The organism is Oceanobacter mangrovi (assembly GCF_019740315.1).
GTDB classification, from domain to species: domain Bacteria; phylum Pseudomonadota; class Gammaproteobacteria; order Pseudomonadales; family Oceanobacteraceae; genus Oceanobacter; species Oceanobacter mangrovi.
In genome coordinates, this window is sequence record NZ_JAHXZR010000008.1 from 106,600 (window position 1) to 125,525 (window position 18,926).

The 18,926-nt window shown below is 54.0% G+C and carries 16 protein-coding genes; 4 read left to right on the forward strand and 12 right to left on the reverse strand.

Going from position 1 to position 18,926, the window contains the following annotated elements; genetic code table 11:
- The first annotated feature begins 87 nt into the window (after positions 1-87).
- Positions 88-3,714 (forward strand): urea carboxylase, encoded by a 3,627-nt coding sequence (gene uca / locus K6123_RS16300; RefSeq protein ID WP_221799644.1) that lies wholly within the window; start codon positions 88-90, stop codon positions 3,712-3,714.
- 85 nt (positions 3,715-3,799) lie between these two features.
- On the opposite strand, the gene K6123_RS16305 is transcribed toward uca, so the two are convergent.
- The 3 genes from K6123_RS16305 to K6123_RS16315 all read right to left on the reverse strand — a co-directional run bounded on the left by K6123_RS16305 (position 3,800) and on the right by K6123_RS16315 (position 5,977).
- Complete coding sequence (locus K6123_RS16305; RefSeq protein WP_221799646.1) at positions 3,800-4,009, reverse strand: cold-shock protein; 210 nt, start codon at positions 4,007-4,009, stop codon at positions 3,800-3,802.
- 247 nt (positions 4,010-4,256) lie between these two features.
- Entirely contained in the window at positions 4,257-5,267 is a 1,011-nt protein-coding gene (locus K6123_RS16310; protein ID WP_221799648.1) for a DUF6976 family protein, read from the reverse strand.
- Positions 5,264-5,977, reverse strand: a complete 714-nt coding sequence (locus K6123_RS16315; protein WP_221799650.1) for a hypothetical protein — start codon at positions 5,975-5,977, stop codon at positions 5,264-5,266. Before K6123_RS16315 ends, K6123_RS16310 begins: the two co-directional genes overlap by 4 nt.
- 370 nt (positions 5,978-6,347) lie before the next feature.
- Between K6123_RS16315 and K6123_RS16320 the strand changes: the two genes are divergently transcribed.
- Together K6123_RS16320 and K6123_RS16325 are read left to right on the forward strand one after the other, a co-directional pair.
- Positions 6,348-6,755, forward strand: coding sequence for a DUF427 domain-containing protein (locus K6123_RS16320; protein WP_221799652.1), 408 nt, complete (start codon positions 6,348-6,350; stop codon positions 6,753-6,755).
- Between the two features lie 150 nt (positions 6,756-6,905).
- Positions 6,906-7,664, forward strand: a complete 759-nt coding sequence (locus tag K6123_RS16325; protein ID WP_221799654.1) for an enoyl-CoA hydratase/isomerase family protein — start codon at positions 6,906-6,908, stop codon at positions 7,662-7,664.
- Between the two features lie 114 nt (positions 7,665-7,778).
- Here the strand turns inward: K6123_RS16325 and K6123_RS16330 are convergent, their stop codons facing one another.
- The 3 genes from K6123_RS16330 to K6123_RS16340 form a co-directional block, all read right to left on the reverse strand.
- Positions 7,779-9,755 (reverse strand): diguanylate cyclase, encoded by a 1,977-nt coding sequence (locus K6123_RS16330; RefSeq protein WP_221799656.1) that lies wholly within the window; start codon positions 9,753-9,755, stop codon positions 7,779-7,781.
- A gap of 536 nt (positions 9,756-10,291) precedes the next feature.
- Complete coding sequence (locus tag K6123_RS16335; RefSeq protein ID WP_221799659.1) at positions 10,292-11,887, reverse strand: isocitrate lyase; 1,596 nt, start codon at positions 11,885-11,887, stop codon at positions 10,292-10,294.
- A 227-nt stretch (positions 11,888-12,114) separates the two neighbouring features.
- Positions 12,115-13,395, reverse strand: coding sequence for a BaiN/RdsA family NAD(P)/FAD-dependent oxidoreductase (locus tag K6123_RS16340; RefSeq protein ID WP_343224006.1), 1,281 nt, complete (start codon positions 13,393-13,395; stop codon positions 12,115-12,117).
- A gap of 51 nt (positions 13,396-13,446) precedes the next feature.
- Here K6123_RS16340 and K6123_RS16345 point away from each other — a divergent pair, with 51 nt between their 5' ends.
- A complete protein-coding gene (locus K6123_RS16345) occupies positions 13,447-14,259 on the forward strand; it encodes a lysophospholipid acyltransferase family protein (protein ID WP_221799663.1) in 813 nt (270 codons plus the stop codon).
- Positions 14,260-14,348: 89 nt separating this feature from the next.
- On the opposite strand, the gene rnhB is transcribed toward K6123_RS16345, so the two are convergent.
- Genes rnhB through K6123_RS16375 form a run of 6 tightly spaced genes read right to left on the reverse strand, consistent with a single transcriptional unit; the run spans position 14,349 to position 18,890 of the window.
- Entirely contained in the window at positions 14,349-14,960 is a 612-nt protein-coding gene (rnhB, locus tag K6123_RS16350; protein ID WP_221799666.1) for a ribonuclease HII, read from the reverse strand.
- Between the two features lie 19 nt (positions 14,961-14,979).
- A complete protein-coding gene (gene lpxB / locus K6123_RS16355; RefSeq protein ID WP_221799668.1) occupies positions 14,980-16,116 on the reverse strand; it encodes a lipid-A-disaccharide synthase in 1,137 nt (378 codons plus the stop codon).
- On the reverse strand, positions 16,116-16,883 hold the full coding sequence (lpxA, locus tag K6123_RS16360) for an acyl-ACP--UDP-N-acetylglucosamine O-acyltransferase (RefSeq protein WP_221799670.1): 768 nt from the start codon (positions 16,881-16,883) through the stop codon (positions 16,116-16,118). The genes lpxB and lpxA overlap by 1 nt, the downstream gene beginning before the upstream one ends.
- Positions 16,880-17,344, reverse strand: a complete 465-nt coding sequence (gene fabZ, locus K6123_RS16365) for a 3-hydroxyacyl-ACP dehydratase FabZ (RefSeq protein ID WP_221799672.1) — start codon at positions 17,342-17,344, stop codon at positions 16,880-16,882. Before fabZ ends, lpxA begins: the two co-directional genes overlap by 4 nt.
- Entirely contained in the window at positions 17,344-18,366 is a 1,023-nt protein-coding gene (lpxD, locus tag K6123_RS16370; protein ID WP_221799674.1) for a UDP-3-O-(3-hydroxymyristoyl)glucosamine N-acyltransferase, read from the reverse strand. Before lpxD ends, fabZ begins: the two co-directional genes overlap by 1 nt.
- A 32-nt stretch (positions 18,367-18,398) precedes the next feature.
- Positions 18,399-18,890 carry an OmpH/Skp family outer membrane protein gene (locus K6123_RS16375; RefSeq protein ID WP_221799676.1) on the reverse strand — a complete coding sequence of 164 codons (492 nt, stop codon included), beginning with the start codon at positions 18,888-18,890 and terminating at the stop codon, positions 18,399-18,401.
- Between the last annotated feature and the right edge of the window lie 36 nt (positions 18,891-18,926).

Here is an 18,926-nt window from a genome sequence, read left to right on the forward strand (position 1 = left end):
ACCCAACAAAAAACCAGCGGGACGACCCACTGGCTTCAGAATACCCGGCAGGACGGCCTGCCAGCTGAACAACGGAGCATCAAGCTCATGCTGAACAAAGTCCTTATTGCCAACCGTGGCGCGATTGCCTGTCGAATCATCCGCACCCTGAAAAAACTGGGCATTGGTTCAGTGGCTGTCTATCACCAGCAAGACCAGCATTCCCGTCATGTTCAGGAAGCCGATGAAGCCTACAGCCTTGGTGAAGGCAGTGTTGCCAGCACCTATCTGAACCAGCAACGGTTACTGGAAATTGCCCGTGCAAGCGGCGCCACAGCGATTCATCCGGGTTATGGCTTCCTCAGTGAAAACCCCGACTTTGCGACCGCCTGTGCCAACACCGGAATTTATTTCCTCGGCCCACGCCCGGAACATATGAAGGCCTTTGGTCTGAAGCACAGCGCCCGCACACTGGCCGAGCAAAATCAGGTGCCGCTGCTGCCGGGTACTGAATTGTTGAGTGATCTTGATGCTGCGCTGACAGCCGCCGCTAACATCAAATACCCGGTGATGCTGAAAAGCACCGCCGGTGGTGGCGGTATTGGTATGCAGCTGTGTTACAGCGCGGACGAACTGCAATCCGCCTGGCACAGTGTCAAACGTCTGAGCGCCAACAACTTCGCCAACGACGGCGTGTTTCTGGAAAAATTTGTCGAGAAAGCCCGTCATATCGAAGTGCAGGTATTCGGTGACGGCAACGGCAAGGTGATAACCCTCGGCGAGCGCGACTGCTCGCTGCAGCGCCGTAACCAGAAAGTACTGGAAGAAACCCCGGCACCGGGCCTGACTGACGCACAGCGTCAGCAGCTGCAGGCAACCGCCGAACGGCTGACCGCGGCGGTTAATTACCAGAGTGCCGGTACCGTTGAGTTTATTTTTGATGCCAGCAGCGGCGAATTCTACTTCCTCGAAGTGAATACTCGCTTACAGGTTGAGCACGGTGTTACCGAAGAAGTCTTTGGTGTCGACCTGGTTGAATGGATGGTGCGTCTACCAGCCGTTCAGGCAGGTAAGGACTCACTACCGCTGGACGGCCAGTTTGAATCAAAAGGTCACGCCATTCAGGCGCGGGTTTACGCCGAAGACCCGGCACTGGATTTCCAGCCATCCGCCGGACTGCTGAGCCGTGTTGAATGGGCAGAGTCTGTATCTAACGGTCGTTTGCGTATCGATACCTGGGTGGAATCCGGCACCACGGTGCCGGCGCTGTTCGACCCTATGGTCGCCAAGGTGATTGTCACCGCCGACAACCGCGCACAGGCCATTTCCGGTCTCGCCGACGCGCTGGCCAGTAGCGAGCTGTACGGCATCGAAACCAACCGTCGTTACCTGCTGGATATTCTGGCCGACCAACGGGTAGTTGCCGGTGACGTTTACACCCAGCTGTTGAAAACCATTCACCATGCACCAACCACAGTGCAGGTGATCGCCGCAGGAACCCAGACCACAGTGCAGGATTTGCCCGCCCGCATTGGTTATTGGGACATTGGCGTGCCGCCATCCGGCCCGTTCGACAGCTACTCCTTTGAACTGGGTAACCGTTTGCTCGGCAATAAGGTAGAAGCTGCCGGTCTGGAAATCACCCTCAAGGGCCCGCTGCTGAAATTCAACAGCGCCACTCGGGTGCTGCTGGCCGGAGCCAGCACCAACGCCAAAATCACCCATGGCAATGGTGTGGTTGAAGCCGTTGAATTCTGGCAGCCGGTTCATATTCAGGCCGGTGATTTGCTCGACACAGGTTCGGTCAGCGCCGCCGGTGCCCGCGCCTATCTGTTGATCGACGGTGGTTGGCAGTGCCCGGATTATCTGGGCTCAAAATCAACCTTCACCCTCGGCCAGTTTGGCGGCCATAACGGCCGTGCCCTGCTACCCGGCGATGTCTTGCATATCACCGCCAGTACCGCGGCGGCAGAAGAAGTTGCATGCGATACTGCGCTGCTGCCGCAGATCAGTAACGAATGGCAGCTGCGGGTCATTTATGGCCCCCACGGTGCGCCGGAATTTTTCACCGAAGCCGATATCGACCGGCTGTTCGAAACCGCCTATGAAATCCACTACAACTCCAGCCGCACCGGTGTGCGCCTGATCGGCCCAAAACCGGACTGGGCCCGCACCGACGGCGGTGAAGCCGGTCTGCATCCATCGAATATTCACGACAACGCCTACGCCATTGGCACCATCGACTTCACTGGCGACATGCCGGTGATTCTGGGCCCGGACGGCCCCAGCCTGGGGGGCTTTGTCTGCCCCGCAACTGTGATTACCGCTGACCTCTGGAAACTGGGCCAGCTCAAAGCCGGTGACAAGGTACGCTTTATCCCGGTTTCGCAGCAAACTGCCGTTGAGTTGTTTGAGCAACAAGCCAGCAGCCTGCAAACCCTCAGCTGTCAGGACACTGTGGTCGTTGAAGAATATCGTCCGACATCGCCGATTGTGGCGGAAATCAGCAACGAACAGCATCCGACCGGCGTGGTCTATCGGCCGTCCGGTGATCGCTATCTGCTGGTTGAATACGGTCCGCTGCAACTGGATATCCGTTTGCGCTTCCGCGTTCATGCGCTGATGCAATACCTGCAAAGCCAGAACATCGAGGGGTTGCAGGAACTGACCCCGGGCATTCGTTCGCTGCAACTGCATTACGACTCCACGCGGTTGCCACAACAGCAGCTGCTGGATTTGTTGCAGGCCGCAGAAGATCAACTGGGCGACCTCGAAGGTGCTGAAGTACCGTCTCGCATCGTTCACCTGCCACTGAGCTGGGACGATGAAGTCTGTCGGCTGGCAGCGGAAAAATACATGCAATCGGTCCGTGCCGATGCGCCATGGTGCCCGGATAACATTGAGTTTATCCGCCGTATCAACGGCCTGGATTCGATTCAGGATGTGAAAGACATCGTATTCAACGCCAGTTATCTGGTAATGGGCCTGGGCGACGTCTATCTTGGTGCTCCGGTGGCTACGCCGGTAGATCCGCGTCACCGCCTGGTGACCACCAAATACAACCCGGCCCGTACCTGGACTGCGGAAAACTCGGTTGGTATTGGTGGTGCCTATATGTGTATCTACGGTATGGAAGGCCCGGGTGGTTACCAGTTTGTTGGCCGTACCCTGCAAATGTGGAACCGCTACAAGCAGACCAAAGAGTTCAACCAGCCATGGCTGTTGCGCTTCTTTGATCAGGTACGTTTCTACGAAGTCAGCCACGACGAACTGACCGATATTCGCCAACAGTTCCCGCACGGCCGTTACCCGATCAAAATTGAAGAAACCCGTTTCAATCTGGCGGAATACGAAGCCTTTCTGGCTGCCCAGTCGTCTGGTATCAATGAATTTCAGGTGGAACGTCAGAAAGCATTTCAGCAAGAGCTGGAAGACTGGAAACGCACCGGCCGCTTTAACTATGACAGCGAACCTGCGGATACCGAACAGGATGACGAACGTCCGTTGGCTGATGGAGAATTCACCGTCGAAAGCCACGTTGCCGGTAACGTCTGGCAGTGTCTGGTAAAACCGGGTGACAAGGTACAGGCCAATCAGCCATTGCTGATTCTGGAATCGATGAAGATGGAAATCGAAGTATCCAGCCACCAGGCCGGTACTGTGGTTGAGCTGGTCAAGCAAGCGGGTCAAGGCGTCGCGCCGGGCAGCTTGTTGGTGGTACTTAAAGCCGATTGAGCGATGTCCGCAACTCGCGGGCATAAAAAAAGCAGGCTGTCAGAGCCTGCTTTTTTGTCGGAAGATCGAGTTATCAGATATCTAATTAGATAACGACGATGTTCTCAGCCTGTGGGCCTTTTTTGCCCTGGGTCACAGTGAACTGCACTGCCTGACCTTCAGCCAGGGTTTTGAAACCAGTGCTGGCAATAGCGCTGTAGTGAGCGAAAACATCTGGGCCGGATTCTTGAGAAATGAAGCCAAAACCCTTGGTTTCGTTGAACCATTTAACAGTGCCGGTAGTTACGTTAGACATATAAATATCCTGTAGAAAAAATTGTGGTGCCTTTTATATAGGCGAAGTAGCAGGAAAATCAGACGGTATTTATTAACTACAGGACGAGGGACTACTGAGGTACTTCGAAACGGGAGTCGCTAAACGGCTACTTTCTAGCTTGGTGAGCAAAATATAGTCAGCTTCAGGCAGTGTCAATCTTTATTTTGTAATGTGCTGATTAAAACAGCCGTAACCCCCGGCGCCGGGGTCACGGCTTCCAGACTCATCAACTGACGCGCAAATACACCAGTGTCTGATTTACCAGCTGGTAGGCAATTTCACCAAAGGTCATCGGGCCATGCATACGCCCGGTTTGCTGCCCCTCCAGCTCACCATACAGATAGTTAAGAATACAATTACAGCAAAAGGCGATTTCACCATCGTCGCCTGGCATCACCTGCTGGAAGGCTTCGGCGTAGGAAGGGACCGGGTTGGCAATGTGGTATTGCAGCTCCGGAAAGACCGGTGCATAGAGCTTCACCTCCCCCTTATCGACATCAACAGCCTGCACACTGACGTTGATAAAAGCACCGCAGTAATCAGCCACCAACGGCAAACGGGTGTCGATTTTGTGTTCCTTCAGATAATGGGCAAAGTTGGTCAGTTGCCCATCAACCTCAACGTCTTTCACCACAAAACCGGAATCGTGAAAGCGTAGCGTCGGGCCATTACCGGGTTCAAACAGGTTGATGATTTCAATGCTGGCGGCACGGTCTGCTGCGATTTCCACATGCATGGCAACCGCCAGATCCTCATTAAATTCTCCGGTTGGTCCAAATACGGTTTTGGGTTTGCTGGCCGCCGGACTATTGGCCAGATCATCCAGATGGGCGCCTGCGACCCAACCCACCAACGGCTGCATGTACATGCCGTCGAATTCAGGTGCATCGTGGGCAAAGCGCTGATGGATCTCTGAAAACGCCGGAACAATCAGCACACTGAAACCATTAGCCGGGGCATCCATACAGACGCTGTCGATATTACTGACGTCGTACGTACACATACCCGGAGCACCACTGGCAGCAGGCAGTTCATTCACGAACACCCGGTCACGGCAGCTGAGACCACCCTGGTCTGACATAAAGTAGGGAATGGTGCCGCCGATCCACAAGCCTTTGGGCAGCTGTCGTAGCGCCGCTTCATCACCGGCGATACTGACCCCGCGACCAGCCTGAATAATCCGGCTTGCTTCCTCAATACTCACCAGTCGCCCAGGCACTTTGGCAGTCCGATTCATTGCAGTGCCCCCCGGATCTGTTCAATCTCGTGGCTGGCACTGGCCTGATTTTTTTCAAAATAGGTCCGTAGCTGCTGCGCCTTGAGCATACGGACTTCGTCATCCCTGGCACTGGAGTATTGCTGACGTAATTTCATCAACATCAGCCGTAATCCCAGATTGCGCATCTCCAGGTCCTTGTCACCGCTCAATAAATCGTGCCAGATGGAACAATCGGCCGCTGGCAAATCGTTCTCAGGATCCAGCTCGCTGACCACTTCCGGTTTTGCAGTCACAGCCACCTTGTCGTAGTCGCCACCAAGCTTGCCTGTGTCGATACCGCGCTTGAATTGCCACAACATATCGGCGTCGAGATCCATCAAACGGCCAATACTGCCAAGTGGAATTCCTTCCGCCAGCATCTTCATAATGCGTTGGCCCATGGCATGGGTGAAAGGAGCCTGTACGTCACCAGCCCAGGGCGCTCCCGGCAGCACGCCGCCCTCTGGAAAATCAACCCGCACCGTACACCGTAACTGCCCCATATTAACGTGACGCCAGACCTTATGATGTCCGGCAAAGCCTTGTACTGCGCGGCGTGCACCAAACCAGCCGCTACGCGCCATGCCGATACAGATCTCGGCTCGCTGGTAGGTTTTGTTGATGCGGATATCGTGAATGATCCAGGGAGCAGACACCCCCATCAATTCTTCGACGGCGTCGTAATTCATCGGCTAGTCCTCGATTGTTATTATTCTCGACTTGCCCTGTGACCTGGGTTGCGGCAGCAACATGAGCGGGTTCCAAAGCATTCCTCATACTAGAGGCTTGCCAGCCCGGTGATATAAACCATCGGCAGCAATTTGGATCCTCATTTGGAACTAAACCCGGATGCGACTGTGGTGCTGATCTGAACCCGTGTAAGGCTGATAATTCCCATACATATTGTTCCACTAAACAAAGCAATATTTAGCTAATCACCCCATTTGCATCTCTTTTCTTGCTGAGTAGGAAATAATTGATCTGAGGCAAAATAACTACATGCGCAAAGATGTTCACTGGAGCATCCACACCAAGCAATGCAGGAAGCAAGGAGCTACTGTGAACCACGACAATAATAAAAATCCGCTGTGGTTATTACTGCCTGACTGGCAGAAGTGCACTCCCCTTGAGCAATATCAGGTGCTGCTACCTGACGACGAACTGGAAATTGCCCACGGCCCATTGGCTTATCGGGTCAAATCTCCGTCACCAGAGCATCCATCAACGCCAACTGAAAATCCGGATGCCATTTATCTGCCACTCAACGACATCGACTTCAGCACCCTGATTCCCCGTGATGATATTTTCCAGAACCCTGAGTTAGGCACCTGCTGGACCTTCGACCTGTTGATCGGCAATGAGCGTATCAAACAGGCCGCCTGGATTTATGTAGAGCAAATACCTCCCTTGCCTGGTAGCAGCGGCAGCTGGGTAGGTCTAGATAGCAGTAAAGTCAGCCTGAGATAACCCCTCACCCGGCTCAGATGCCCATCCGTTCACCTCATTAATTACCTGGCTATCAATACAGCGGTTGCCGTCTTGCTCTCTTGACGGCACAATAACCGTGAATTCAACTACATAAACTATAAATTTAAATTCACAAGTTGAGACCGCTGTATGTTCCAGGATATCCAATACCAGCTTGAGGATGGCATCGCTGTAATCAAGCTTCACCGCCCGGAAGTGCTGAATGCCATTCGGATCCAGACCTACCGGGATATTATTGCAGCTCTGCAGCAAGCCGATCAGGACGACAACGTTATGGTGGTGGTACTGACAGGTTCCGAGCGGGCTTTCTCTGCAGGGAACGACCTTGATGACCTCTTGCCAGGCGGAGATATTGTTGCGGTGCGGGATGGTGTTGCCGGTATTTTTCATACCCTGGCGAGCCTGACCAAACCCCTGATTATGGCGCAGGAAGGTTGTGCCATTGGTATTGGAGCCAACCTGCTGCTGCATGCAGACCTCGCCTACGCTGGTAAATCCACCCGCTATGCGCTGCCGTTTGCTCGCATCGGCGTAACCTCGGAAGGCGCCTGTTCAGTGATGCTGGCGGAAGCCATTGGCCCCAAAAATACCGCGGATCTGTTACTCACCGGGCGTTTCTATTCTGCTGCTGAAGCTCATCAGTGGGGCTTACTGAATCAGGTCACAGAAGATGGTCAGGCTTTGGCGACTGCCATGCAAGTCGCCCGCACCGTCTGCACCCACTCACAGCAATCCATTCGAGCCATCAAGCAACTGGCACGGGCCGAAGGCCATGTAGAGCGGGTTGATCAGGCAGTCGAGCGGGAAATGGCTATGTTTGCCGCACTACTGGATACTGAAGATACCCAAATGCGTATACGAGCTGCCCTGCAAGGTGGCAAGCGTTGACCGCAAAGCCCTGATAAAAACGTTTAGATAGAAACGTTTTTAGATATCTTGATTTGATAGAGAAGCCTTGATGACCCAACAAGGCTTCACTTCAAAACGGATGGCTGCAGGCTATCAGCTTTCATCCACGCTGCTGGAAAAATCCTCATCGCTGCTGCTCTCTGTCGCCACCCGATTACGTCCCAGTCGTTTGGCGTTGTACAGGCCACGATCGGCACGATTGATCAGCTGCTCAAGATCTTCACCTGGCCGCCAGCAAGCCACACCCAGGCTGGAAGACACCTTGCCTACTTCATCTATTTCAAGCTCATTAATCGCTTCCCGCACGTTACTGGCCAGCTGCAGGGCGCCGTCGAGATCCGTCATCGGGCAGATCACCATAAATTCATCGCCACCCCAGCGGCCCACTGCATCAATTTTACGTACCGTGTTTTTGAGCATTCGGGAGAGCTCAATAATCACCTGATCACCAATCGCATGACCAAGATTATCGTTTATGTCCTTAAAGTGGTCGATGTCCATCAAAACGATGCTGAAGGGCACGTCAGAACGTTCGGAACGATCCACTTCTGAGCGCAACATGTCATCCAGCTTGCGACGGTTGTAAAGGTTACTGAGGCGGTCGGTGGTTGCCAGTTGTTCCAGAATCTCCGATTCACGCTGATGTAGCCGTTCACGGGTACGTGATTCCACCAGCTCTTTGGTTTTTTCCTCCAGGAAGCTGCTCATGCGGTTAACATCGCGATAGAGGCTGTCGATTTCCACAATCCCAACCGGTTCCAGCCGAGCTGCTGACAGTTCTTCTCCAAGCTGGTTGGTCCAGCGTGACAACTCCCGGATTGGCTCGGAAATACGTACCGATATACGCCGGGACTTGTACTCCAGATAGAGGAAAAACAGGATATAGAACAGCACCATCAACAGCATGGCGGCAAAACCGGCACGCTGAATCGAGCGCTGCAAGGACACGATGGGTTCCAGTGTTGCCTGCTTGTCGGCAATGGTTACCAGTAACCAGCCGGTGGTTGGAATACGTTGGGCATTGAGCAGGTATTCCCGAGAGCCCACTCGCAGGCTTTCAAGATTACCGCGCAGCTCCTTGCTGGCCAGAATTGCCGCCATACGACGACGCACTTCCGGTTCCGGGCTGTTGAGCAAATTGAATTCTTCCGGCTTTTCCACCGTGCCAGAAATGGAGGTGCGGTAAACGTGGTCGCGCAGCTCTTTCAGGTCAAAGACTTCTTCCACCCAAGGGGGCATCGCCAGAATCAGGCCCTTGTCGTCGAGCAGGAAACGCGCACCTTCCCAGCCGGTAGCTTCGTTCAACACGTTTTTAACGATACTGTCGATGGTGATATCAAGACCACTGACACCTTCGAGGAAATTATCCCGGTAAATCGGCACCACCACGGACGTCATCCAGCCCTGCCCGGCTGGGTCCAGATACATACCGGTCCACATTGGCTTGCGTGAAGGATCGTGCTTGGCGTCCGCCAGGTAATAGAAGTTGTAATCTTCCATTTGCAGCACCGGGCCATATTGCCCGGCAGCATCCGCCATAAAGGGATACAGCCGGTTCATGTCATCCCAGGTATTGAGGTAGGCCTGGGTCACCAGTGGGCTGGTGTTGACCAGTGACTCCAGCAGCGGATCAAGCGACTCCGAACAGATGGCCTTTTGCCAGGTCGTATCGTCCATGCTGGTCGACGAGGAATAATACAGCGATGCCCCGCCCCGCTCAGCGGATTTGTAAAGCGCACCATTGTCATGACGCAGGAACATGCCATCCGGCACCGGCCGATGGCACTGGTCCAGCTGTTTGAAAAAGTGTTCATGATCTGCCCGCATGATCTGGGCGAGGTGTTCAACATCCTGTAGCTGCTGATCAATGTTTTCGGCCTTGCGGATCGCCGTTTGGCCGATGGTGTTATGCACCTCATCCAGCAAGGTATTTTTGTAGGAAGAGAAGACGAACCAGTTGGCACCAAAATACAGCAGCAACAGGCAGGCTTCGATGACTAACAGAGGAATCAGGGCACTGGTTAAAAAGCCCCGGTAGACCAGGCTTTGGAGTCTGAGTTGTGTATTCATTCCCAACCATTTTTGCTGAGCCGGTCAGACGGCGACAGGATAAAGCTGACGACCAAATTATAGACCTGATCCCGCTATTCACCGCCCAATCCAGACATTTTTTCAGACCACTTTTTAGCCACCTATGACCTGCACCAAGGTTTGCTGATCATACGTACGTTAATCCTGTAAAATCCCTCCACTACAAGCTCAACCGCCATGGCCGAAGCAAGATTGTGGCGCAGGCCACGCTGGCCCTGTGGCTGGTCAGGGCCGGAATCGGTCATTCGGCACAGGCGCTGGCTCTACCCGCAGTAAATGCACGGTATGAATAGCTCAGCAGCGCTTATCCAATTCCCAAAGCGGAAAAGCCTCCCCTGCACAGAATATCCGGGTCAGTTTTTTACCTTGCCAGCCAGATTTTCGGGCCACTTCGAGTGACCATACCGCGATAAAACAGCAAAGCCCGCGATGTCATCCGGTCAACCTGCAAGACCTTCAAACAACGCGGGCTTTGTATTGCAACCCCGCCGCAGCGGGTTGCCATGAATGTTCGCTTAGCTGAACTGGTTCATGGTGTTGTCTTTACCAGACGCTTTCAGAGCGTTCTCACCAGAGAAGTACTCTTTGTGCGCGTCGCCGATGTCAGAACCAGACATGTTCTGGTGTTTAACACAGGCGATACCCTGACGGATTTCCTGACGCTGTACCTGCTGAACGTAGCCCAGCATGCCTTCTTCACCGAAGTAACGCTTGGCCAGGTTGTCGGTAGACAGGGCCGCAGTGTGGTAAGTCGGCAGTGTAATCAGGTGGTGGAAGATACCCGCTTCGCGAGATGCATCCGCCTGGAAGCTCTGGATACGACGGTCCGCTTCAGCAGACAGTTCAGTCTCATCGTATTCAACGCTCATCAGGCTGGCGCGGTCGTAGGCAGATACATCCTTGCCTTCAGCCTGCCATGCATCGAACACCTGCTGACGGAAGTTCAGAGTCCAGTTGAAGCTTGGGCTGTTGTTGTACACCAGCTTGGCATTTGGAACTTCCTTGCGGATTTCGTCCATCATTGCCTTGATTTGGCCAACGTGTGGCTTCTCGGTTTCGATCCACAGCAGGTCAGCACCCGCCTTGATGGCTTCGATACAGTCGAATACACAACGCTCTTCACCAGTACCACGACGGAACTGGAACAGACCGGAAGGCAGACGCTTCGGACGTACCAGCTTGCCGTTCTGGTTAATCACCACGTCACCCTGCTGCATCTGGTCAACGGTGATTTCTTCAACATCCAGGTAGCTGTTGTAGATGTCACCCTGGTCGCCAGGGGTCTTAACGGTAGCGATCTGCTTGGTCAGACCAGCACCCTGGGAGTCGGTACGGGCAACGATCACACCATCATCAACACCCAGTTCCAGGAAGGCGTAGCGAACGGCGCGCAGCTTGGCGTGGAAGTCATCATGAGGAACGGTAACCTTGCCGTCCTGGTGACCACACTGCTTCTCGTCAGCAACCTGGTTTTCGATCTGGATGCAGCAAGCACCCGCTTCGATCATCTGCTTGGCCATCAGGTAAGTGGCTTCTTCGTTACCGAAACCGGCATCGATGTCAGCAATGATTGGTACTACGTGTGTTTCGTGGTTATCGATCTGTTCCTGAATGTCGGCAGCCTTGGCGGTGTCGCCGGCTTCTTTGGCGGCATCCAGTTGACGGAACAGCAGATCCAGCTCACGGGCATCGGCCTGACGCAGGAAGGTGTACAGTTCTTCGATCAGGCCAGCAACCACGGTTTTTTCGTGCATGGACTGGTCAGGCAGCGGGCCAAACTGGGAACGCAGTGCAGCAACCATCCAGCCAGACAGATACAGGTAACGACGGTTGGTGTTGCCGAAGTGCTTCTTGATAGAAATCATCTTCTGCTGACCAATGAAACCGTGCCAGCAACCCAGAGACTGGGTGTACTGGGAGCTGTCTGCATCATAGGCAGCCATGTCTTCGCGCATGATCCTGGCGGTGTACTTGGCAATGTCCAGGTGAGTCTTGAACTTGTTCTGGGCACGCATACGCGCAACTGCTTCCTCGGAGATGCCAGACCAGCCAGCGCCAGCGGCTTCTTTCAGTGCGGTAACTGCTTTGATGTCGTTTTGGTATGCAGACATGGGTTTCGTCCTTTGTCATAGCGTTTTGGGGTATTCAGCGCCGGCTCCGGTTTATTGTGTTTGGATGCTCAGCCCTGCTTGAGATCAATACTATGGACGACCAAACCATAATTGAAATCAATAGTTTGTATTTCTATTATTCACCCAGAAAATATAGACAGGAGTATTGGAAAGCCCGCACCAAAGTACTGGTGGCGGGCCTTGAGAGACTGACAAGGCCGCCTGAATCAGCCCTGCTGGGCCAGATGCTGGGCAGCCGCCCAGGCGCTTGACCAGGCCCATTGAAAGTTGAAACCGCCCAAATGGCCGGTCACATCCATTACTTCACCAATAAAATACAAACCGGCTACTCGCTTGCACTGCATGGTTTTCGACGAGAGTTCATCCGTGTTCACGCCGCCCAGCGCCACTTCCGCCGTGCGATAGCCCTCGGTACCGGCAGGTTTGACCTGCCACTGATGCAACGCCATGGCAATCGCATCCATTTGTTTGCCATTCAGACTGGCGAGGCTGGCTTCCGGCTGAAAGCCCATAAACGGCAGCCATTGCTCACTGATTTTCTGGCTCAGCAAGTGGCCGAGCCAGGTTTTCAGCTGCTGTTTGGGATTCTGATGCTGATCTGCACGCAGCTGTTCTGCGGCATCAAGACCTGGCAGCAGATCAATGCTCAATGCATCACCGGGCTGCCAATAACTGGAAATCTGCAGCATTGTCGGACCGCTGAGACCACGATGGGTGAACAACATGTCATCCATAAACGACTGGCCATTACAGCTGACAGACACCTGACAGGCGTTGCCAGAAAGCGCTGAACTGAGAGTTTTCAGCTCGCTGGTAAGGGTGAACGGCACCAGCGCAGCCACAGGTTCATATACATCAAGGCCAAACTGGCGGGCGACTTTGTAGCCGAAGCCGGTGGCTCCGAGGGTTGGAATCGACGGCCCACCGGTAGCGATCACCAGTTGCTGCGCCTTGATGGCAACGGCATCAGCGCCTTCCTGACCGGCTTTGGAGGTCTGAATCAGAAAACCACCTGCAGGCAAAGACTCAATCCCATCAACAGCAGTCGATAACTGGATTCGCGCGCCTGATGTTTCACATTCAGCCAACAGCATATTGAGTATGTCGCTGGCCTTGTTATCGCAGAAAAGTTGACCGTCTTTCTTCTCGTGATACGGAATTGCGTGTTTATCAACCAGCGCAATAAAGTCCCACTGGGTATATTGGCTCAGTGCCGACTTGCAAAAGTGTGGGTTATGGCTGAGATACCGATTAGGCTCAACATAATAGTTGGTGAAATTGCAACGCCCACCACCCGACATGAGGATTTTTTTACCCGGCTTGTTGGCGTGATCGAGTACCAGTACCTCACGGCCAGCTGCTGCGACCTGTGCTGCACACATCAAACCGGCGGCCCCTGCCCCTATGATTACCACGGCTGCTTCTTTCACATTAAAACTCACATCTGTATTTGCGGATAAAACCGGACTCACTGCTTGCTGAGACACCGGTGACTGGTATTATGCCTGCGATTTTTATCTGACCACGGGGCCGTCGCTATGGAGTTATTTGATCGCAAGGGTTTATTGGAAGCGACCAAACTCTCCCCATTCAAACTGAATATGCTGTTACGTTTGTTAAAAGGTCCGACCATGGTGCGGATTTACAACAAACTGGAACGTAAACAGGGTATCGACATGATTGAGGATGCCCTGAAGTATCTGGATATCAAACTCGACTACGACGAAGAAGCACTGCGTCGAGTGATTCCCAAAGAAGGGCCTTTCATCACGGTCTCCAACCACCCGTTCGGTTTTCTCGACGGCATTATCCTGCTGCTGCTGATTTGCCGGATCCGACCGGATTTTCGCGTCGTCGCCAATTTCCTGTTGAGCTATTTTGCACCGATTTCCGAACTCTTTATCACCGTAAACCCGTTCGAGAATCGCGGCCCGAAAGGCATGGGTGGCATGCGCAAATCACTGGGTCAGCTGAAACAGGGTAATGGCCTGGGTTTGTTCCCTGCCGGTGAGGTATCGACCTGGTACAAAGGCCAGCAAGGCATCGCTGACAAGGAGTGGCCGATTGCCAGCATGCGGCTGATCCGCAAAGCCAATGTGCCGGTGATTCCGGTGTATTTCCATGGTCATAACAGTGGCAGCTTCCATGTGCTGGGCAAAATTCACCCGGCCCTGCGGACCCTGCGTATTCCGGCAGAATTCCTCAAGAAGCGTCGCTCAACCATTCAGCTGGGCATCGGAGAAGCCATCAGTGCCGAGCAGATCCAGGCGACTGAAAACGACGAAGCTCTGCGTGATCTGGTACGTCATGCGACCTATTCACAGGCCGACAAGCTGACTCGCAAGATCTGATCCGCTGGATCCCTGTCCTGATGGCAAGGCATGCCTTGACCCTGCACAAACTCCACCTCTCTCACTATGCCGGTGCCGCGGGGTTGCTGTTACAGCTTCCCCATCTCTTCCAGCAAGGCCCGCACCGGCGCGTAACTGCGTCGGTGAATGGCACATGGCCCCAGCGCCCGCAGAGCTTCAAGATGGGCCTTGGTGCCATAACCCTTGTGCTGGGCAAAGCCATAGCCCGGATATTGTTGGTCCAGTTCGAGCATTTCGCGATCACGGCTAACCTTGGCAAGAATCGACGCTGCCGCAATCGCACTGACCAGACTATCCCCTTTCACCACCGCAGTAGCCGGCATCGCCAGTTCGGGTAAACGGTTACCGTCGATCAGGGCGTACTGCGGCGCTACCGCCAAACCGGCAACCGCGCGACTCATTGCCAGCATCCGAGCCTTGAGGATATTAATGGTGTCGATTTCCTCCACCGTTGAGCGCGCCACGCACCAGGCTTTGGCGTTGGCAATAATCTGCTCAAACAGTACTTCACGACGTTTTTCGGTGAGCTTTTTGGAATCGTTCAGACCTTCTATCGGTCGTGCAGGATCCAGAATAACCGCGGCGGCAACCACGTCACCGCACAAGGGACCGGCACCCGCTTCGTCAACGCCGCAATAGCTGACACCCTGCTGAAGCAGGGTCTGTTCGATTTCAATCATGGGGGAATTCCGGCTGAGATCAGGATTCGATCAGCTGGATCACAGCGTTGGCTGCTTCCTGATCGGCATTACGCCGCAGCTGTCGATGAATAAACTGAAAGGTTTCGTGCAGCTGGTGACGGGTTTGCTGGTCTTCCAGACAACGCATCAGCTCCTGCGACAAGCGCATTGGCGTGGCGCTTTCCTGCAATATTTCCGGCACAACTTCACGCCCTGCCAGCAGGTTTGGCAGCGAAATAAACGGCTGCTTGAGCATCCGTCGCAACAGCAAGGCCGTCAGACCATTAACCTTATAGCTGACCACCATTGGCCGCTTCAGCAGCATGGCTTCCAGCGTCGCAGTGCCGGACGCCAGCAAGATCACATCGGCCGCCGCCATACAGGACTGTGATTGTCCCAACACCACCTTGACCGGCAAGCTCAACGGCAGTTGTTCGAGTATGGCTTCCAGCTGCTGACGACGATCAACACTGGCAGCCGGGATCACAAATTGCAGATCCGGCCGTTTGCGCAGCATCAGCTGGGCAGTTTCCAGGAACAGCGGCCCCATACGCTCAACTTCACCGCCACGACTGCCGGGCATCAGGCACACCAGCGGTTTGCTGACGTCGAGGCCAAGGCTTTCGCGAGCAGGGGTTTTCGGAGTTTCAAACGGAATCTTGTCAGCCAGATGGTGGCCAACGAACTTCACCGGCACCCGGTGCTGTTGGTAGAATTTGGCTTCAAACGGAAACAGGGTCAGCATCAGATCGACCGCTTTTTCGACCTTGAGCACCCGCTTCTGACGCCAGGCCCAAACGGATGGGCTGACGTAATGAACGGTTTTTACGCCTTTGGCACGCAGCTTCTGCTCCAGCGTCAGATTAAAATCCGGCGCATCAATGCCAATCATTACATCGGGGGGATTTTCAACCCAGCGGTTGAACAGGGATTTACGGATTTTCAGCAACTCGCCGAGACGGCCCAGTACTTCCACCAGGCCCATCACCGACAAGCGCTCCATTGGATACAGGCTGTCGAAACCATAAGCCTGCATCAATGGGCCACCGATGCCTTCAAATATCGCATCCGGGTACTTCTCGCGCAGGGCTTTCAGCAAGCCTGCTCCAAGCATATCGCCGGAGGTTTCTCCAACAACGATGGCAATCCGTTTCACTATCTGATGATTCCACGCGTGGCTGCCTTAACGGAGTCTGTCAGCATCTGAACAGCTTCGTCGGCATCATCCTGTTGCAGTTTTTCCAGTGCTTCAGCGCTGGTCAGCCCCTGGCGATAAATCACCTTGTAGGCAGCCCGAACAGCACTGATCTGCTCGGCGCTGAAACCACGACGACGCAGACCCTCGGCATTAATACCGTGTGGCTGGGCCGGATAACCCAGCGCCATCACATAGGCTGGAATATCCTTCAGCACCACAGTACCGGCACCGGCCATTACATGGGCACCAATACGGCAGAACTGATGCACCTGGGTAGCACCACCCAGAATCGCCCAGTCATCAACCACAACGTGACCCGCGAGGTTGGTGTCGTTGGCAAAAATACAGTTATCGCCAATCACGCAATCGTGGGCGACATGTACGTTCACCATAAACAGGTTGTTACTACCAATACGGGTTTCGCTGTTGTCCTGTACCGTTCCGCGATGGAAAGAACAGGCTTCACGAATCACGTTATTGTCACCGATGACCAAACGAGTTGGTTCACCTGCGTACTTTTTGTCCTGACAGTCTTCACCAATGCTGGCGAACTGAAAAATGCGGTTGCCCTGACCAATAATGGTCGGGCCTTTGATCACGACATGAGGGCCGATAACGGTACCGGCACCAATCTCGACATCAGCACCAATAATGCTGTATGGACCAACTTCCACACCATCAGCGATTCGTGCAGCTGGATCTATGATGGCTGTTGGGTGAATCATGCCTTCTCCATTACCCGCTCGGCACAGGTAATCAGGGCCGCACAAGCGACTTCGTCATCCACCAGGGCACGGCAATCAAACTTCCAGATACCGCGACGGCTGTTGATGTAACGAGCCTCCAGTACCACCTGGTCACCCGGTACGATCGGACGCTTGAAGCGCACGTTATCAGCACCAGCGAAGTAATAAAGCATATTAGGATCACGCTCACCGCCCAGAATCGTCATGCCCAACAGGCCTGCAGCCTGAGCCATGGCTTCCAGAATCAGTACACCCGGCATCACAGGGTGACCAGGGAAGTGGCCGTTAAAGAATTCTTCGTTGATGGTGACGTTCTTGATGGCACGAATGACCGGACCTTCGGAGTCTTCAAGGTCTACTCCATTAATACGGTCAACCAACAGGAATGGATAACGATGTGGCAAATATTCCTGAATCGTCTGTACGGTTTTCGGGTACATCAAGAGTTACCTTTTTGGCTTTTCTCTAATTTCTGCAGCCGTTTGGCTATCGAATCGAGCTGTTTAAATCTTGCGGCGTTGCGACGCCACAGTTGGGCTGGCATATGTGATGTGCCGGAGGCGTAAACGCCTGGTTCATCAATAGAATTCGTTACCAGTGTCATACCCATGATATGAACACCGTCAGCCAGCGTCAGGTGCCCTGCCAAGCCGGCACCGCCAGCGATGGTGCAGTGTTTACCAACTTTGGTGCTACCTGCCAGACCGGCACAACCCGCCATTGCACTACCTTCGCCGATGACGCAGTTGTGGGCAATCTGGATCAGGTTATCAATGATCACGTGATCTTCGATCACAGTGTCTTCGAGTGCACCACGGTCAATACAGGTATTGGCACCGATTTCGACATCGTTACCAACTCTGACACTGCCTAACTGGGCAATACGTTCCCAACGCCCCTTGTTTGGCGCGTAACCGAACCCATCACCACCAATAACGGTGCCGGATTGTACTCGAACCCGATCACCAAGTGTTACCTGATAATAGAGAGTAACGTTGGCATTCAACACACAGTTGTCGCCAATGACACAGTGATCACCGATCACACATCCTGCACCGATTTCAGTATCGGCGCCAATTCGGCAACCCTTGCCAATCACGGCATTGGCACCGATTGAAACGCCCTCGCCGAGCACCACATCATCTTCAATCACAGCACGTGGATGAATCTGTCGGGTCGCTGCCGGACGGTTATCAAACAACTGGGTGGTACGGGCAAATGCCAGGTACGGGTCCGCAACCACCAATGCCGCCGAAACGACTTCATCAGCCAGGTCTGCACGCACCATCACGGCACTGGCGGCAGTCGTTGCCAGCTCGGACCGATAGGCCGGGTCTGACAGAAAGGCGACCTGCCCATCCGTCGCACTACCAAGAGGAGCCACGCCCCGGATCATGGTGGTGCCGTCGCCACGCAGCTCGGCACCCAGATGAGTAGCCAGCTCGGCCAAACTCAGTTCCATACTATTGTCCATACGAACTTGATGATCGAAAATTATTTAGCGTTCAGTCGCTCAAGCAGCACTTTGGTGAGGTCGGCTGACGGATGGCTGTAAACAACGGCACCGGCTTGCAGTACGACGTCGTATTTGCCTTCTTCAATGATCGACTTCAGCTTTTCTTCCAGTGATGGCAACTTGGAACGGAAGAACCCCTGACGCCATTGCTGGTCCTGCTTTTGCAGCTTGTCCAGGTAGAACTGACGCTCACGGGCTTTTTCATCATAGTCGGAAGCCAGCTTGTTGAGTTCATCCTGGCCCATGATGTCACCGTCCTTATCCTTCTTCTCTTTCAGAGCCATCATGGCATCTTCCAGTGAACGAACCTTGCCAATGGCCTCAGCATTGTCGTCTTCGAATTTTTTGGCGGCGGCCTTGGCTTCATCAGACAGGAACAGGGCGCGTTCCATATCTACCACGGCAACCTTGGTTTCGGCCAGCGCCAGTGGCGAGACCAGTGCAATCAACATCAAAAATACAATACGCATCCCATTGCTCCTGAATTGGAAGTCTAAAAATGGCTA

Coding starts and splice junctions, on each gene's coding strand:
- uca (WP_221799644.1), top strand. CDS start 88: ATGCTGAACAAAGTCCTTATTGCCAACCGTGGCGCGATTGCCTGTCGA.
- K6123_RS16305 (WP_221799646.1), bottom strand. CDS start 4,009: ATGTCTAACGTAACTACCGGCACTGTTAAATGGTTCAACGAAACCAAG.
- K6123_RS16310 (WP_221799648.1), bottom strand. CDS start 5,267: ATGAATCGGACTGCCAAAGTGCCTGGGCGACTGGTGAGTATTGAGGAA.
- K6123_RS16315 (WP_221799650.1), bottom strand. CDS start 5,977: ATGAATTACGACGCCGTCGAAGAATTGATGGGGGTGTCTGCTCCCTGG.
- K6123_RS16325 (WP_221799654.1), top strand. CDS start 6,906: ATGTTCCAGGATATCCAATACCAGCTTGAGGATGGCATCGCTGTAATC.
- K6123_RS16330 (WP_221799656.1), bottom strand. CDS start 9,755: ATGAATACACAACTCAGACTCCAAAGCCTGGTCTACCGGGGCTTTTTA.
- K6123_RS16335 (WP_221799659.1), bottom strand. CDS start 11,887: ATGTCTGCATACCAAAACGACATCAAAGCAGTTACCGCACTGAAAGAA.
- K6123_RS16345 (WP_221799663.1), top strand. CDS start 13,447: ATGGAGTTATTTGATCGCAAGGGTTTATTGGAAGCGACCAAACTCTCC.
- rnhB (WP_221799666.1), bottom strand. CDS start 14,960: ATGATTGAAATCGAACAGACCCTGCTTCAGCAGGGTGTCAGCTATTGC.
- lpxA (WP_221799670.1), bottom strand. CDS start 16,883: ATGATTCACCCAACAGCCATCATAGATCCAGCTGCACGAATCGCTGAT.
- fabZ (WP_221799672.1), bottom strand. CDS start 17,344: ATGTACCCGAAAACCGTACAGACGATTCAGGAATATTTGCCACATCGT.
- lpxD (WP_221799674.1), bottom strand. CDS start 18,366: ATGGAACTGAGTTTGGCCGAGCTGGCTACTCATCTGGGTGCCGAGCTG.
- K6123_RS16375 (WP_221799676.1), bottom strand. CDS start 18,890: ATGCGTATTGTATTTTTGATGTTGATTGCACTGGTCTCGCCACTGGCG.